The organism is Streptomyces meridianus, from assembly GCF_023703325.1.
Taxonomy (GTDB): Bacteria; Actinomycetota; Actinomycetes; order Streptomycetales; family Streptomycetaceae; genus Streptomyces; species Streptomyces meridianus.
This window is the reverse complement of record NZ_JAMQGM010000007.1, coordinates 1-15,812: the sequence shown is the minus strand read 5'-3', so window position 1 is coordinate 15,812 and position 15,812 is coordinate 1. Positions and strand designations below refer to the sequence as shown.

Annotated in this window: 16 protein-coding genes; 2 read left to right on the top strand and 14 right to left on the bottom strand. The window is 66.6% G+C overall.

The window, feature by feature from the left end; translation table 11 throughout:
- Positions 1-2: 2 nt before the first annotated feature.
- From M1E25_RS03115 to M1E25_RS03060, 12 genes are all read right to left on the bottom strand, one after another.
- On the bottom strand, positions 3-230 hold the full coding sequence (locus M1E25_RS03115) for a helix-turn-helix domain-containing protein (RefSeq protein ID WP_251409124.1): 228 nt from the start codon (positions 228-230) through the stop codon (positions 3-5).
- A 736-nt stretch (positions 231-966) separates the two neighbouring features.
- The gene (locus M1E25_RS03110; RefSeq protein WP_251409121.1) at positions 967-1,383 is read right to left on the bottom strand and encodes a response regulator transcription factor; all 417 of its coding nucleotides are present in this window, start codon (positions 1,381-1,383) and stop codon (positions 967-969) included.
- Positions 1,384-1,471: 88 nt separating this feature from the next.
- Positions 1,472-2,692, bottom strand: a complete 1,221-nt coding sequence (locus M1E25_RS03105; protein WP_251409118.1) for an acyl-CoA dehydrogenase family protein — start codon at positions 2,690-2,692, stop codon at positions 1,472-1,474.
- 46 nt (positions 2,693-2,738) lie between these two features.
- Positions 2,739-3,290 carry a GAF domain-containing protein gene (locus tag M1E25_RS03100; RefSeq protein WP_251409115.1) on the bottom strand — a complete coding sequence of 184 codons (552 nt, stop codon included), beginning with the start codon at positions 3,288-3,290 and terminating at the stop codon, positions 2,739-2,741.
- Positions 3,287-3,856: a GTP-binding protein gene (locus M1E25_RS03095; RefSeq protein ID WP_251409159.1), complete on the bottom strand. Its 570-nt coding sequence runs from the start codon at positions 3,854-3,856 to the stop codon at positions 3,287-3,289. The genes M1E25_RS03100 and M1E25_RS03095 overlap by 4 nt, the downstream gene beginning before the upstream one ends.
- Positions 3,857-3,887: 31 nt before the next feature.
- On the bottom strand, positions 3,888-4,283 hold the full coding sequence (locus M1E25_RS03090) for a DUF742 domain-containing protein (protein WP_251409112.1): 396 nt from the start codon (positions 4,281-4,283) through the stop codon (positions 3,888-3,890).
- Entirely contained in the window at positions 4,270-4,743 is a 474-nt protein-coding gene (locus M1E25_RS03085) for a roadblock/LC7 domain-containing protein (RefSeq protein WP_251409110.1), read from the bottom strand. The genes M1E25_RS03090 and M1E25_RS03085 overlap by 14 nt, the downstream gene beginning before the upstream one ends.
- 68 nt (positions 4,744-4,811) lie before the next feature.
- On the bottom strand, positions 4,812-6,485 hold the full coding sequence (locus tag M1E25_RS03080; protein ID WP_251409107.1) for a sensor histidine kinase: 1,674 nt from the start codon (positions 6,483-6,485) through the stop codon (positions 4,812-4,814).
- Positions 6,486-6,844: 359 nt separating this feature from the next.
- Positions 6,845-7,039 carry a hypothetical protein gene (locus M1E25_RS03075; RefSeq protein WP_251409105.1) on the bottom strand — a complete coding sequence of 65 codons (195 nt, stop codon included), beginning with the start codon at positions 7,037-7,039 and terminating at the stop codon, positions 6,845-6,847.
- A gap of 90 nt (positions 7,040-7,129) precedes the next feature.
- A complete protein-coding gene (locus M1E25_RS03070; RefSeq protein ID WP_251409102.1) occupies positions 7,130-8,533 on the bottom strand; it encodes a glutamine synthetase family protein in 1,404 nt (467 codons plus the stop codon).
- Positions 8,533-10,050: an amino acid permease gene (locus M1E25_RS03065; RefSeq protein ID WP_251409099.1), complete on the bottom strand. Its 1,518-nt coding sequence runs from the start codon at positions 10,048-10,050 to the stop codon at positions 8,533-8,535. Before M1E25_RS03065 ends, M1E25_RS03070 begins: the two co-directional genes overlap by 1 nt.
- A 65-nt stretch (positions 10,051-10,115) precedes the next feature.
- Entirely contained in the window at positions 10,116-11,204 is a 1,089-nt protein-coding gene (locus M1E25_RS03060; protein WP_251409097.1) for a hypothetical protein, read from the bottom strand.
- 622 nt (positions 11,205-11,826) lie between these two features.
- On the opposite strand from M1E25_RS03060, the gene M1E25_RS03055 reads away from it, so the two are divergent.
- Positions 11,827-13,161: a transcriptional regulator gene (locus M1E25_RS03055; RefSeq protein ID WP_251409094.1), complete on the top strand. Its 1,335-nt coding sequence runs from the start codon at positions 11,827-11,829 to the stop codon at positions 13,159-13,161.
- On the opposite strand, the gene M1E25_RS03050 is transcribed toward M1E25_RS03055, so the two are convergent.
- Positions 13,139-13,801, bottom strand: coding sequence for an HAD family hydrolase (locus M1E25_RS03050; RefSeq protein WP_251409092.1), 663 nt, complete (start codon positions 13,799-13,801; stop codon positions 13,139-13,141). The two genes, M1E25_RS03055 and M1E25_RS03050, sit on opposite strands and share 23 nt — an antisense overlap.
- A gap of 341 nt (positions 13,802-14,142) precedes the next feature.
- Here M1E25_RS03050 and M1E25_RS03045 point away from each other — a divergent pair, with 341 nt between their 5' ends.
- A complete protein-coding gene (locus M1E25_RS03045; protein ID WP_251409089.1) occupies positions 14,143-15,186 on the top strand; it encodes a hypothetical protein in 1,044 nt (347 codons plus the stop codon).
- A 59-nt stretch (positions 15,187-15,245) separates the two neighbouring features.
- Here the strand turns inward: M1E25_RS03045 and M1E25_RS25555 are convergent, their stop codons facing one another.
- Complete coding sequence (locus M1E25_RS25555; RefSeq protein ID WP_285830300.1) at positions 15,246-15,371, bottom strand: hypothetical protein; 126 nt, start codon at positions 15,369-15,371, stop codon at positions 15,246-15,248.
- Between the last annotated feature and the right edge of the window lie 441 nt (positions 15,372-15,812).

Below are 15,812 nucleotides of genomic sequence, written 5' to 3'. Positions count from 1 at the left end.
TATCAATTAATTTGCTGCTGCTCAAGCCATTTCAAGACATCAGTGATCTTGAACTGTATTTTCGCACTCTTGCCGTTGCCGAACCTGTACGCCTTCAGCCCGTAGCGTCGAGCGTCCCGGTAAACCCAAGTGAGCGACATATTTAGAAATCTCGCCGTCTGCTGGGCATCCATAAACTGAGACACCATTCGTTCCTCCTGGGACTGGTGGAGGACTTCGATGGTCGCCACGATCGCCGGTTTAGCTAACCGGCGATCGTCGGCTATGTTGCACAGCGGCTCTTCGGGTCCGTTCCCTGCGATAGCCGCTGCGGCGCCAGCCGGTACTCCCGTCAGACCCCTCGAGTCCTCCCCGATCCTCCTCACCCAGACGGCATGCAGGCTGCATCAGGTCTCTCCGAATAGGCCAGCCATGCAAGCACGCGGGCAGGCAGCCGAAGACAGCAGGAACGGTGAACCCGATGGAGCTGAGCACATGTGCCGACAGAAAAACTCCTAGTCGCTCAACCCCGCTGATCCACAAACCCAGCGTGGCCCGGGGGTGTTGTTAACATTCACATAGCCCCGGAAGAGGTTCCAGTCTCTTGAGGCGCATTTTTCGTCCGCCGTGGGCGAATGTCGAATCGGCCCCGACCAGGCAGACCGCCGGAGCTTCCATTTAGCAAGCATCCGCACGAGGAAGACACCGTCGAGTCGAGGTCCACGTACTTCTCCACTGGCAAGGTCAGATTCCCCGCCTGTGTGTTCGCGTCCCGTGGGGCAAGGTCTGGAGCATGAACGCACGCAGGTGCGGTCGCTGTGGCTTACGGAACGGAGAGTGGCCGCGGCCTACCGCTTCCGCCACGGGCCTCGTTTCCGCCAGCAGCTTTTCCACTTTGCGATGGTATTGACCGCGCAGCCAGCGCACTGACGGTCGGCCCGTGATGAATCGGCCGACTGGGATACGGGCTGGTGCGGGCCAGGGCCTCTACCTCACGGGGAAACGATGAAGCAGACCCAGCTGGTGCCCGCGCTTCACGGCATGGGCCGCGTTCTTTGCACCGAGGGCCGTGAGGAGGGCGCGGCCGTCGCGGCGCACGTGAGCCACGGGGCGGGCTTGCTGATCGGCGATGTGCTGGATGGTGTGCCCCTCGGCGATGCCGCGTTGCGCGTCCGACAATGGCGGGCGTCTTGAGCCCGGCTCGGGCGCAGGCGTGCGGAGGGCTCCTGTTTCGTATGCGGAGTTGACGAGGCTGGCCATGTCGGTGCCGCTCAGCTTGCCCTTGGCCCCGTCGATGTAGGTCCTCACGGTGTGCTGCGTGATCTTGAGCTCGTCAGCGATCTCGGGCACGAGCTTGCCGTCAGCGAGGGCGAGGACCGTCTCCCTCTCTCGTGTGCTGAGCACGGTGCTGTTCTCCGATCGGTTACTTGGTGTGGGTGAACTCGGGTCCGAAATAGTGGTGTTGGGCGGCAGGGTGGGTGCTTGGACGTGGTTACAGGTTGAGGCGGAGGTGGGCTCGCCTGGGCTCGGGGAGCGATGCTCTGGCGGCGAGGCGTTGTGACCATTGGCCGCGTGAGGTGCCGAGGGCGGTTTCGGCGAGGCGGTGGAGTTGGATGTCGCCGGTGCCGGCGGGTGCGTAGGTGTGGTGCGCGTCGCGGACGAGGCGCTCGAGGGGGCGGCCTGTTTGCAGGCCGGCGGCGGCGTGGATCTCCATGGCGGCGCGGGCGGAGTCGAGGGCGGCTTCCACGTTGACGTACTTGGCGTGGATCAGGTCCTCATCGCAGGGCTGGCCTTGGTCCAAGAGGTGCACGGCGTGGTAGGCGGCCAGCCGGGCGGTCATCAGCCGGGACTGCATCAGCCCCACCTTGTGCTGGATGGTGGGCAGGTCTGCCAGCGGGCCACCGTAGCGGTGGCGTTCCTTCACGAAGCGGGTGGTCTCGTCCATGATCGCTTGGTGGAGGCCGAGGGAGACCGCGGTGAGGTTGGGCCGGCCGTAGAGGATGCTGGAGGAGTAGGCGACGGCGAGGCCGTCCCCCTCTTCTCCGATCAGGTTCTCTGCCGGTATGCGGCAGTCCTCGAGGATGAGGTCGCCGAAGCTGAAGCCGTGCAGGCCCATAGCCCTTTGGTGAGGCGCGAGGGAGAGCCCGGGCCGGTCGGATTCGACGAGGAAGGCGGACAGGCCCTTGCTGCCGCGCCCTGTGCGGACGACGACGCCGTGCACGTCGCCGATGTGGCTGTTGCCGACAAACACCTTGTGTCCGTTGAGGACATAGGTCTTGACCCTGCGCCGGGCGGTGGCCTGCATGCCGAGGACGTGACCCCCGGATCCCGGTTCGGTTACCGCGATGGTCGGCAGGGATGATCCGTCGGCGAACCGGGGCAGCCACGTCTGTTTCTGCTCGTCGCTCCCGTAGTGGAGGATCTTGGCGACGCCGAGCTGGGATGCCTGCACCATGGCGCCCATGGCTCCGCTGACACGGGAGAGCTCCTCGATGATGATCGTCTTGGCGAGGTGGCCGGCACCCATTCCGCCGTAGGCGGGATCGATGGTGACACCTATCCATCCCTGCTTGGCGATCAGCTGGGACAGCTCGTGCTCGACGGCCGCGGAGGTCTCCATCTTCTCCACTCGCGGGGCAATCTCGGCTCGAGCGAAGTCCTGCACCGCTCGGCGCAGTCGGTGGTGCTCTTCCGTTAAGTACCAGGTGGACATGACTTTCCTTCCCCTCTGCGGCTTCGGCCAGCAGGTGGCTTCTCGCCTACCGGGTGGTGTGGTCGATGCGCTGGTAGATCAGGTTCATGAGGGCATCTCGCCGCTCTTTGATGAGCTCGAGCGCGTGCTGACCGGCCTGGAGGAGGCGGGGCTCGGTGCCGACGAAGCACACGGTTCCCAGCACGGTGCCGGTGGGCTCGTCGATCAGCGGAGCGCCGGCGTAGGTGCGGATGCCGATGCGGTCGACCACGGGGTTGCTCGCGAGGTGCGGGGCGGCGTAGACGTCGGGAAGGACGAGGGGGACGCGGCGGTCGAGGACGTCAGGGCAGTAGCCGTGGTCGCGGGCCATGGTCCTGCCCACTTCCGGGTGCTCGAGGCTCCCGGCGGGGCTGTGGAGGCCGGCGAAGTACTGGTGGTCGGTGATGAGGTTGACCATGGCGTAGGGAACGTCGGCGGCGCGGGCGAGGTCGGCTGCGAAGGCGTCGAACTCCGCGTCCGGGGTGTCTGTGAGGCCGAGTTCGCGCAGTCGGCGCACTCGGCGGTCGAGGTCCTGGTCGGCGGCGGGCACACGCAGGCCGGAGTCGGTGTCGAAGGTCACGGGCGGGCTCCTTGGAGGGTCTGAGGGTGGCGGGAGGAGGTGAGGGCGTAGGAGACGAGGGTGATCAGCGCGGTGCTTGCGGACCGGGTGTCGCGGGCGTCGCACAGGAGCACGGGTGTTTCCTCGGGCAGTTCGAGCGCCTGGCGCACTTCCTGGCAGGAGTAGCGGTGGGGCGCGTCGTCGAATTCGTTGACGGCGACGACGAACGGAACATGGCGGTCCTCGAAGTAGCTGACGGCCGCGAAGCTGTCCTGCAGTCGACGGGTGTCGGCGAGGATGACGGCGCCGCTGGCTCCGTGGGACAGGTCGTCCCAGGTGAACCTGAAGCGTTCCTGACCCGGGGTGCCGAACAGCATGAGAACGATGTGCCGCGGCGTGGTGAAGGTGATGCGGCCGAAGTCCATGGACACCGTGGTGGTGCGCTTGGCCTCCACACCGGCCAGGCTGTCGGTGCCGCTGCTGGCGCTGGTGAGGTATTCCTCCGTTGTCAGGGGATCGATCTCGCTGACCGCGCCGACCAGCGTGGTTTTCCCGGCCCCGAATCCGCCCGCGATCACGATCTTCATCACGGTCGGAGCCGGCCCGTCGTGCACGCCGTCAGCCGCAATCGGGGAAGCGTCGTCGTAGGCCGACAAGCAGTGCCTCCAGAAGGTTCGGGTCGTCGGGGCAGGTGGCGTCGCTGGTCAGCGACAGGATCAGAGCACCGTCATCGATCAGGTCAGAGAGGAGGATCTTGGTGACCAGCACGGGCTGAGCCAGGACCGCGGCGATCTCCGCGACGGATCGCGGTTCACTGCGGCACAAGGCCACGGCCGACTCGGCCTCCGGGGCCAGGCCCGTCTTCGCCTCGTGCCTGGCCACGACCATGGATGCCAGGCGCATCTGGTGCCGGGGCTCGGTCCGCCCATTGGTCAGTGCGTAGGGGCGGACGTCCTCGGCGTCGTCGTCGGCCCATGCCGGGCCGTCCAAGTCCGCCATCTCACTGTCCGTCACCAGTGCTCCGACGGACTGGAGTCTGCAGGTGTTCGTTGACGCTGTTGACCAGCTGCGCCATTCCGTAGCCGACCACTCCGGGATCGGCTTCGGGACTGGAGAGGACGCCGAGCAGCTCTCCGATGGCGGCTGGTGTCGTGCCGTCGCTGGGGACGCTGCCCGCGCTCATGACGAACAGCCTGTGGGCGTCGTGCTCGATGACGATCTGCTGGACGAGGCCGTCGTTGTCTCCCTTGATGTTGCCCACCCCCCTGGCCAGGGAGAACAGACCGCTCATGACAGCGCTCATCCGGTCCGCCTCGGTCTCCGTCAGGTTGTGCACGGCCATCTTCAGCCCGTCACGGGACGCCAGCAGGGCGCCCTCCGCGCCGGGCACGCGATTGACGAAGTCCTCGAGCAGCCACGCCAGGCCACTCCCGGCGGGACGGGCGGAAGGGGTGGAAAGCAGGGTGTGGTTCATGGCTTCTCCTTGAGTAGAGGGACGGCGTCGCAGGGCGCCGGCTCGGCTTGGGGTCGGCATGACAGGTGTCAGCCGGTTTCCGTGGCGTCCTGGTGCACGGCAGGCGTTGAATCGCTCTGGGCGCCGCGCTTGACGCCTTCGGCGTAGGTGGCCATCAGGCCGGCGGTGGGCGCGGCGACCGGTGTGTCGCGCTGTGGTGCCGAGGCAGCCACCTCCGGTTCTGGTTGCTGGTGGCTGTCGCTGCGCCGGGGCAGAGGGGGTTTGCCGTTCGGCACTGGGGCGTCGATCGCGGGTTCCGGGCGGGCGTGCTTCCTGCGCTGCGGCAGGGAGCGAGCCGTCCCTGCGGCAGGGCGTTGCGGTAGAGAAGGAGCCGGGCTGGCGGCAGAGCCTTGTGTCTGTTCGTGCGTTGGTGCCGTCGGCACTTCTGCCGGCAGGGGCACGGTAGTGCCGCGTGTTCGTGCTGAACCCTCGGCCGCATGGACGGCGGCGGCGCGAGGCATTGCGGCCTTGGGCTTTGTCGCCTCAGCCCGGACCGTGAGCAGTGGGCGGGGGATGACGACGAGCGCCTGTGTGCCGCCGAGAAGGTTCTCGCGCAGCTCGACTCGGATGTTGTGGCGCTGTGCGATGCGGGCGGTGACCAGCAGCCCGATGCGCCCGTCCCGCAGCTGCTCGCGCAAGTCCACCTCATCCGGGGCGGCCAGCAGACGGTTCATCTGGGCTCGTGTGCCAGGTGACATGGGCAGACCTCGGTCCTCGACCTCGATGACCAGCCCAGCGGGCACCTGCGCGGCGCGCATCAGCACCTGCGTGTTGGGGTCGGAGAAGCGGGTGGCGTTCTCGACCAGCTCCGCCAGGAGGTGGATGACCTCCGGTGCCGCGTATCCGGGGATGGCAGTTGCTTCCTGCGGCACGAACACCCTCACGCGCGCGAAGTCCTCGATCTCGGCGACTGACTGACGCAGCACGGTCGCCAGCAGGACGGGCTTGCCGATGCGGCGTGGGACAGCGCCGCCCAGCACCGCGAGGCTCTCGACCTGTCGGCGGGTCTGGGTGATCAGGTGGTCGATGCCGAAGAGGCCGTTCAGGAGCACGGGGTCCTCCACGTCCTTCTCCAGCGCGACGATTGCGGCGATCGCCCGGGTGACCAGGGCGTGGAGGCGCTGGGCTATGTAGAGGAAGACCTCCAGTCGCTGCGGCCCGGGCTCAGTGGCTTGCTGCTGGTGGGAGGCCGCCTGCAGGACTGCATCCAGTGCCTCGCGGTGGGCCTGCTGAAGGGAGTGTCCGAAGTCGATGAAGGGATCACCGCTCTTGCCGAGTACCGGGCCTGGGCCGGGGCTGGAGGGGCGTTCGCCTCGTTCGATCTGGTCCAGCGTCGCAAGGAGACGTTTCCTCCCGGCCGTGATCTGGGACTCGAGGTGCTGGAGCCAGGCGTGCACCTGCGCTTGGTCTTCGGCCCGCCGCCGGCGCCAGTATTCGGCAATCGCGGCAGCCCGTCGCTCGCCGAGCAGGACGACGAGAGCGCAGCCCAGCAGGGCCAGGGCGATCATCCACTCCCCCGAAGCGCCTGCGTGGACGTTCAGCGCCCACACCGCGCACAGCAGCACCATCGCGGTCAGAGCAGGCACCAGCGACAGCAGCCTCAGCTGTGAAGGGACCGCCTGCTCAGCGAGGGTCGGCGACTTGGTGCGTCGGCGGCCACGGCGGCCGACGGCGGGGTGGGAGTGTGACAAGCGGTCGGACATCAGCATCCTCGAAGGTGGGTGACCCGGCAGGAGGAGGTCATGTGCAGGGGTCGGGCACTGCTGGCAACTCTGGGACACGCTGTCGGAGCGAATCCCAGGCGGAAGGAAGGAGGAGAGGCCACCGGAGCAGGAGCCCGAGACCGCAGCCGATCGGAGGAACATGCGGCGGTCCAGGGGGAAGGGCGTCATGCCCCGGTGGCCGGTCTGGAAGCTCCCGAGCCGGTGGCCGGGAGCGAGAGGTGCTGCATCCACGGCAGATCCGACCCCACGCCACCCTCCGCGCGCTGCCGCCTGATCGTGCCCGGACGATCTCGGGCTGACCCGGGAGGCCATGCGGTGACCGAGGTTCGTGAACAGCACTACAGATGAAACTGGTTGATCACCCCGAGAACCGCGGCCACGACCTGTCGGATGGAGGGGGCCAGGGGTGTGTCGTTGAGCAGGAAGCCGAACAGGGCCGCCATCAGGCCGGGTGCCGGCTTGAGCTGTCCTGAGCGGACCAAGCCCGCGGCCGCGGTTCCGAGTACCAGGACGAGGGAGAGCTGAACCGTCACCTTGCTCTCCCAGAGACCAGGTCGTGGCCCTCCACGTGTGCATGTCCTGTTCAACGGGGTGCGCTATCGCTGCGCACCGGTGCTGTGGCCTCATGAGCGGGTCAAACCGCGTGCCCGCTCGAGGTCGCTGACCGCGAAGCGATCGGTCTCGACCTCGATCTCGGCAAGACGGGCGTAGTGCGCGACCACGGAGGATCCGAAGGCGTGCTCGGCGAGTTCGCTGCGTCGGAAGACGGCGAGGGCGTCGGCAAGAGTGGCGGGGATCGGGGTCGCGTCCGAGGCGCGGTAGGCGTTGCCCGTGGACGCGGCCCCGGCAGGCAGGTTGAGGTCGATTCCGTGGCCGATGGCAGCCACCACGGCTGCGAGCGCCAGGTAGGGGTTGGCATCCGCTCCCGGCAGGCGCACCTCCAGGTGGAGTCCCTTGCCGTGTCCGACCACGCGCACCGCACACGTGCGGTTGTCCACGCCCCAGTTGAAGTGCGTCGGCGCGAATGACTCGGGGGCGTACCGCTTGTAGGAGTTGATCGTCGGTGCGTAGAGCGGGGCGAGATCGGGGAGGGCCTCCAGGAGCCCGCCGATCGCATGGTGGGCGAGCCGGGAGGGCCCCTCGCCCTCGTCAAGTACGGGCTGCTCGCCTTTCCACAGGGACAGGTGCACATGCAGGCCGCTGGCCACCCCGGTCTGGGGGGCGGCCATGAACGTCGGGGCCAGCCCGGCTTCCGCAGCGATCGCGCGTGCGGCGTGCTTGAAGACCGTGTGGCCATCGCACGCGGCCAGCGGGTCGCCGTAGGGAAAGGTGATCTCGACCTGCCCAGGCGCCCCTTCGGTTTTCAGCGCCTCCACGGGGAGTCCGGCACCGGCGAGTTGCGTGCGGAGTGCGTGCAGGTACCGGCAGGTGGGCGGATTGTGGTCGAGGGCGTAGTCGAGGTTGTCCGAGGCCACGGGCCGCAGCGGGCGGTGCCCGGCCGCCGTCTGGTTCTCTGCGGCACCGTGGTAGAGCACGAACTCGGTCTCGAGCCCGACCTTGGCCGAGAGGCCGCAGGCAGCCAGCCGGTCCAGTTGCCGGCGCAGCATGGTGCGCGGGGAGACGGCGACCTGCTGGCCGGAGCGGGGGTCGATGGCGTCCGCGTGCACCAGGGCGGTGCCCGGCTCCCACGGCAGTCGGCGAATCGTGCTGCCGTCCACGCGCAGCCGCAGGTCCTGGTAGCCGGTCTCCCACGAGGTGAGGGCGAAGCCCGGCAGGGGTCGCATGTCGATATCGGTGGCCAGGACGTATGCGCACATCTCCGCGCCCTCGTCCAGGACGTGCTTGAGGAAGTGCTGGGCCCCGTACCGCTTTCCCTTCAGCCGCCCCTGCGGGTCCGGCAGAGCAAGCATCACCTCTCCGATCCATCCGGCATCGGCTTCTCTGCGTAGGTCCTCGACCGTCAGCAGCCCGGACCGCTGGGCGTGCTGCGAGGCCCCGTGCGCTGTCGTCTGCGCGGTGGCGGGCATCAGACGACTCCTCGCTGGAGCTCGGCCAGCCGATCGCTGCCGCGGGAGGGGACGTCGTAGACGTGCCGGCCTGCGACCCGCCACCACAGCGCCGCCAGCACCAGCACCACGATCAATGCGATCGGGGCGTAGTTGAACGTGCTCACCGAGACCAGACCGGTCTCGGGGCGGGACTGCGGCAGGAGGAACAGCACGGTGACGAAGGCGACCCACGCCACGGCGAGGCAGCCGATCGGGATGCCCCACCGGCCGAGGTTCCACGGCCCGGGACGGAAGAGGTGGCGGTTGCGGATGCGCAGGTAGATGGGGATCGCGTACGCGGGGGTGATGCCGATGACGTTGATCGACGTCACGGCGGCGTATGCGGTGGAGCTGTATAGGGACGGCAGCACCAGCACGGCGGGTACCGCAACGGACAGCCACACCGCGGCCCGCGGTGTGCCGGTGCGCTGATGGACCTGCCGCCACCAGCGCGAGCCCGGCAACGCGTTATCCCGGGAGAACGCGAACACCATCCGGGAGGCGGTAGCGACCTCGGCGTTGCCGCAGAACAGCTGCGCCATGATCACCACCAGCAACAGTGCCTTCGCACCCGCGAGCCCCAGCGCGTCGAGGAAGATCTGAGCCGGCGGCACACCGGTCGCCGTCGTCTGCGTCCCTGTGTAGTCCTGGATCGCGAAGGTGAGCGAGACCAGCAGGACGAATCCCGCCAGCCACGACCATCCGATCGCATGGACGATCCCGCGGGCCGCACTCACCTGGGCATTCGTCGTCTCCTCCGACAGATGCGCGGAGGCGTCGTAGCCGCAGAAGGTGTACTGCGCCAACAACAGGCCGATCGCGGCCACATAGAAGGGGTTCGACCAGCCGGTGTCATTCACGAACTCGGTGAACACGAACTCGGCAGACTGGTGCTGGGTGGGCACCAGCCACAGCAGGCCGACGATGAGCGTGACCCCCGCCAGGTGCCACCACACACTCACGGAATTGAGGATGCTGACCAGCCGCACCCCGAACAGATTCGCCGTGGCGTGCAGCACCAGGATGCACAGAAAGATCACCATGACGCTCGCCGGCGACGACTCGAACCCCCACTGCAGGTTCAGGAAAGCACCGGTGAACAGCGCCGCGCCATAGTCGATGCCGGCGATCGCGCCGAGCAGCCCGAGGAGGTTCAACCAGCCGGTGTACCAGCCCCATTTCCGGCTGCCCAGCTGATCCGCCATGAAGTACAGCGCGCCGGACACCGGAAAGGAACTGGTCACCTCGGCCAGGGCTGCGCCGACGAGCATCACCATCAGGCCGACGCCAACCCAGCCCCAGATCATCACCGCCGGTCCACCCGTTCCCAGGCCGAAGCCGTACAGGGTCATGCACCCGGACAGAACGCTGATCACACTGAAACTGATGGCGAAATTTCCGAAGGGGCCCATTCGGCGTGTGAGTACCGGCTCGTATCCGAGATCGCGCAACAGCGCGTCATCAGATTCGGTCGGTATTTTTCGTGCGCGGGACACGCAAACCTCCACACAGAAAGAGAGCGAGGGGAAGAGGAATTCACAAACGCCGATATCGGCAACGGTTACGCTAAGCGCGGCTTCGCATGTGATTTTCGTGAGGACTCTGCGCGGGTACGAAGCGGGCTTACGGCAGACAGGGACTGGATGCGGGCGCGAAGGAATGACTCTTCCGCCGTGTCCTGGTGCCCGGGTTCGATCAGCGAACCCCACGGCTCGTGCGTCGCGTATGGGCCCAGAGCCGTGAAGACCTCGGCAGCCTCGACGTAGCGATGCGCTGCCCACAGGGCGTAGGCCAGTTGACTCAAGTCCGTGACCGAACGCGGGGACTCGGCCGCGGCCGGGGTCCGGAACCAGTCGTGGAAGGCGCGGAGCGTGTACCGGACCACCGGATCATCAGCCCACTGCCGGTGCTGCAAAGGAGCCGCCCGGCCGCACTCGGCCACAGAGCGGGCGGTCTGGCGCCGGTGCTGCTCAACCTGCGCGTAGAGAGGAAGCAGCTGCAGCGCGGATCCAGCCGGCGCCCAGGAGCCTACCCATCGCGCGAATTCAACCGCTGGCGCCAGCGAACGCTCCGGGCTCCCGGCCCGCGACAGGAAGAACTGCAGTACGCGGTGGAACCCTTCACGATTGAAGGGGTCACGGTCGACGACCTCCTGCAGCAGACCCCACGGGCCGGCCGGCAGCATGGGCTCGGCGGCACGCAGCCGATGCTCTGGATGCTGCTGCTGTTCATCCAGCCGCGCCAGCGCGAGAAGGCACACGAACGGCACGGGATCAGCGGGCAGGAAGTCTGCAGCCAGCTCCGCCGTCCGCCGCGCCTCATGCTCCAGGCGCGGGGCGCTGTCGGCGTCCCTGCGGTGAGCCCGTATCGCGCGTTCGACAGCGACACGAGCACCCATGACCCGGGCATTCCTGCTCTCCGGCTCCTCTGACTGCCAGGCGGAGATCACATTGGAGCCGGCGGCGGCGATCGCCAGGACCTGGGTCCGTGCCGTGCGTAACGTCCAGTCGGCACCGGTCCGGGCCAGGAGGTCGCGGGTCGACATCCATCGACCCATTTGCAGGTCTTCCCAGGCGATTCTCACCTCCACGTCGAACCCCGCCGGGTGATACACCGGGCGGAACTCGCGAGCGGCGGAGAGATCAACCATCAGATGCCTCCGCGGTGGGGGGCTTCAGGCTGTGAGGCACGGCGCGTCGCACTTCTTCCGTTGACGAATTGAGCCATCAGGGCATTTGCGGTGGGCCCCGCAACTACGCCCTGGAAATTCGGTGGTTGACATCACGTCGTTGACCGAAGACAGGGGCCTAGAGGGAACCGGACCGTCGGGTAGTCAAGGGTGCGATACGAGCGCTGTGGCGCCTATTCCGATCGTGATATCACCAGCGTGATATGGCGACGGGCCGTCGCGGCCCCCTGCTTCATCGGGTCGACACCCCTACGGCGAGATCCGGAAAGCCGACCACCTCCGCGCGCGGGGGCAATGTGAGCATGAGCTTCAGGCTCCGAGCTCACACGTCTTGAGAGGCTTCGCGCTCCCCGCGATGGTGGTTCACTTGGTCGATGGGCGGCTCAGCAACGCCGTTTTAAATCACCAGAGTTCGCAGGGGAGGCGACGGGTGGTCATACAGTCGGGACAGCTCTGTTCCCTTTGCGGCAGCAGACTGAGCAGGTACAACACCTCACCGTTATGCGCAGCCTGTTCACGCACTCAGCAACTGGAGGCGGTATCCGGGCCGGTCATTCCGGAGGGTGCGTGGCAGGACCCGCAAGTGCGCGCCGCCCTGGCCGCATGGGATTTCGGGCAGGTCAGCCTCCTCGTGAGGCAGCATGGGTCCCTGCGGCAGGAAGACATCGTTCATCTCACTGGGCTGAGTCAGGCGTCGCTCTCGCTCGTCGAATCAGGGAAGCGACGACTGACCAACCTCGACAAGATCATCGACTTTCTGTCAGGCCTCTCCGTCCCTGCCGACTTGGTCCCTCGTCCCCTCCGAGAGCACAACCACTTCTTCCAGCAGCCCGTTCGCAGCGACCGCGAGGGACTTCCCTACGGCCGGTCGACGACCGCTCCCAGGGGGCCCGGCACTCGGGGCATGAGCCCATCGACTGCACGTGGAGCGGAGGATCCGTCCGATGCCCAGGTGCTCGAGGCCCTACCGTCCCTCTCAAGGGTCATCGCCTCCTACGACGTCCCCGATGACGGACCTGCACGGCCACTCTTCGAGCTTGAAGCCTCCGTCCACCGGATGACTGCTTTGCGGCTCTCAGCTCAGTACGTCGATCTCGCACAGCAGGTGCCAGACCTGCTGGGTGAGCTGTCACGCGTCAGACAACTGGCTCGATCAGGCGAACGAGCAAGGGTGGCGGGGTTGCTCGTCGAGGCATACCGCGCAACAGATGCCCTCGCCTTCAAGTTCGGCGCGAGCGATCTCAGCGCCCGCCTGATCGAACTGATGCGCTGGGCAGCCAGCGAAACCGAGGATCCGCTCACTGCCTCGGCAGTGGCCTACGTGAGGACCGAGACCTTCTTCGCCGCGCGCGCTCACGCGGCTGGCCTACGGGCACTCGAGAACGCCATTGACGAAGCCCCGGCGCAGAGCAACGATCAGGCGACAGCGGCACGCGGATCCCTGCACATGCGCGCTGCGGTCATTGCCGCACGGGCCGGTGACACTGATGCCGCACAGACCCACCTCGTTGCGGCCCGCGAGCTTGGCAAAGGGCTTCGAGAGGGCATCTACCGCGGCACAGCCTTCGGCCCGTCGTCCGTCCGGATCCACCAGGTCTCGGTTGCCGTGAGCCTGGGAGATGGACACGTTCCGCGCGCGCTGGAAGCCGCGCAGGGATGGGCACCGGACGAACGCGAGATGCCCGCGGAACGACGTTCCGGCTTCTACATCGAACTCGCGCTGGCTCAGCTTCAGGCTCAGCGAGACGACGACGCCTTCGCCTCGCTGAACGCAGCCCGCCGAATCGCTCCGCAACACACCCGCGCCCACCCCTGGGTACGACAAGCTACACGGAAACTGTGCCGACGCCGAAGCGTTGAGCCGGCCCTGTCGCAGTTCGCGGAGTGGTGCAACGTCACCCGGAGTGCGGACGAGTGAAACGGACGGGGAGTAGCCCCGGAAGATCGCTCAGCGACTCGATACGCCAGTCCGCAGCCGCAGCGTCCGGGGAATCGGCCCACAGGTAGCCCCAGGGGCCGCGCCGCAGATGAGCGGTACGTAGCCCGGCTGCCTTGGCGGGCACAACGTCGTTCGCAGGATGGTCCCCGACGTACAGCACCCTGTCCGCTTCAGCGTGAGCCGCTTCGATGACGCGGGCGAAGAACGCAGGGTCGGGCTTGGCCACGCCCCACTCACCCGAAGTGGCGATCAGATCGACGGACAGGTCGAGATCGCGAAGCAGCTCGCCGGCTCGGGTCGTCTGGTTGCCCGCGATCACAACACGAAGTCCCATCTCGCGCAGAGCTTCCAAGGCGGAACGTACGTCCGGGTACAGGTCGCTCTCCGCGAGGATCTCCCCCTGCCCCGCTGCCTCCCGAGCCGCGTACTCGGCAGTTACGTCCACACCGGGGTGAAGCAGACGCAAGGCGTCGGCGTTGTCACGACCTTGGGCGACAACGGCTCCGACCAGAGCCGAGAGGGTGTGCCGGGGCACCTTGAGCCAGTCAGCCCAGCCATGCCAATACCGGTCGTCACACACGAGGGTTTCACCGACATCGAACACCACGCACTCGATCACGTCATCAGGCTACGCGGCCACGATCCGCTCCCCCGGCAGAACTGCTTCGGAGCAGCGCGGTATCGATCAAGGAGCCCCAATCAGTCGAGGAGAAGCGCACCTCACCAACCTGCCACTCTCTGACGATAGTTGCGGTCTCGGCGAGCTCTGGGGCATCATCACCAACAAGGCCGATCGGCGGCCGGATCCTCGGCTGCGCGCTGCCCCAGAGCGGAGCCACTACGGGGACGAAGAAGTCACTTCACCTTTAATCGCTCGATTTAGCCAATGCGCCCGGCTGGGGGCGCGCCGATCAGTTGTCGAGTGCTCAGGGGCAGCAGCATCCGGGATCGGATCGTGCCATGACGAACGGCGACTACTTCGCGAAGCTCGCCAAGATGCGACGTGATTACCTGGGCGATCGGTACCATTCTGCACTTCAACGGCTGCGCAACCATGACGCCCTGCCATTGATCCCGGTAGCCAGGGAACAACAAGCAGTCCTCGAAGCTCAAATCATGGCCGAACTCTGCAGCGGTGGCCGATGGTGGGCACATCCATTCGGAATCGCGAAGGTGGACGTCACCTTCAGCAATTCCGCCATCCTGACGCTCGACTCCCACCATGTCTCCGCACGCGAGAACAACGAGCACAAGCAGTACCCTGCGAGCGAGTACGCGGCAGGTCGACTTCTTCCATCGGCCGAGGAGGGAATGCAGGTCCACGGACCACTGGGCCTCAGGGTGGCACGCATTGAGGACAAAGATCTCACCTTAAGGCATGCGGACTCCCGCGAAGCCCAGGTGATACTCCGGGCCTGCCCAGGAACCCACTGGCAGCAGCACATTGATGAGCGACTGGAGGATACCCGCAAGGCGGGTTTCCGTCCTCTGTGGCGTGAGCGCTCGATGACAAAGCATGAGCTTTCCGACCAACAGCAATTCCCCATGGTCTGGGAAGAGAAGCAAGGTTTGGCATGGATCGGTTCGGGGTTGCTGCGTCGTATCGCTCTGTTTCACACGTCAAGCACCGCACACAGCGTGAGCTCCTGGATCACGGGTTACGAGTGGATAGTTGAGCTCACCACCATCCGCGGACTTCCACTCGAACACGACAGGTTCCTCGCCAGGCTGACTGATCCCACTTGGGGTTTACCACTGCGTGTCGCGAGCCACCACTGTTTCTGCGAGATGTCTCGGCGTGGCCCGTTCGGTTGGCAGTGCACTTATCGTCTCCAGGCCACCGGAGATCGCAAGGGAGGGCTCCAGCTGCGCTTCCAGGCCGACGGCTTCGCGCGCAAACGCCTGCATCGAGACGCGCTGCTGAAGGCCGGCGCTGACAGGAAGTGGCTTGAGCGTGTTCTCCCCGAGCGCCTCATCAATCAGGCAGAGGAGAGCGACCGATGAGCTGGGACAACGTCACACTCTCCGTACTCGCCGCCTCAGGGTTCACGGTGCTGTTCCTTTCACAGGTCCGAAATCTCTTGATCGAGGTTCGCCAGACCGTCCACGCCTGGCGGGAGGTACGCCGGAGCCTGCTCGCTGACCACGTTGACCGCGCGGCGGATCCGGGAGCCTGCCCAACTTGCCATCAGACGCCCCCTGGGGATACCTGATCGGCCCTCGTCGAGGTCTTGCTGCACTCGACCTCCGCACGTCCTAGGTGATCGCCGGTAGTGCGCGCTGCCCAACGTGGCCACGGACACCCCCCGAGGTACGAAGTGGCCAGAGGCAGGTTGGTAGCCGAGGGTGACCCCGCAGCGTCGGCAGCCAGGGCTTCAGGAGCCGGCCGGTACCGAGCATCGGGCCTCCCTGAAGAGTCTTTGCCGGGAACAATCACCAGAAGATCGGATGAGATAAGGCCTGCCCAGGCAGGCGACCCTGCATTATCGGTCTCGGAGCGATGGGGGCGGTCGCGCACCGATATCTCGAAGCTCCGGGGCGAGGGCACACTGCGATGCCCGATTTTGCCGGGACCACAGCCGACGATGGGCCCTTCGCGAGAATGACACTTTAGCCTCGCCGTTTCGGTT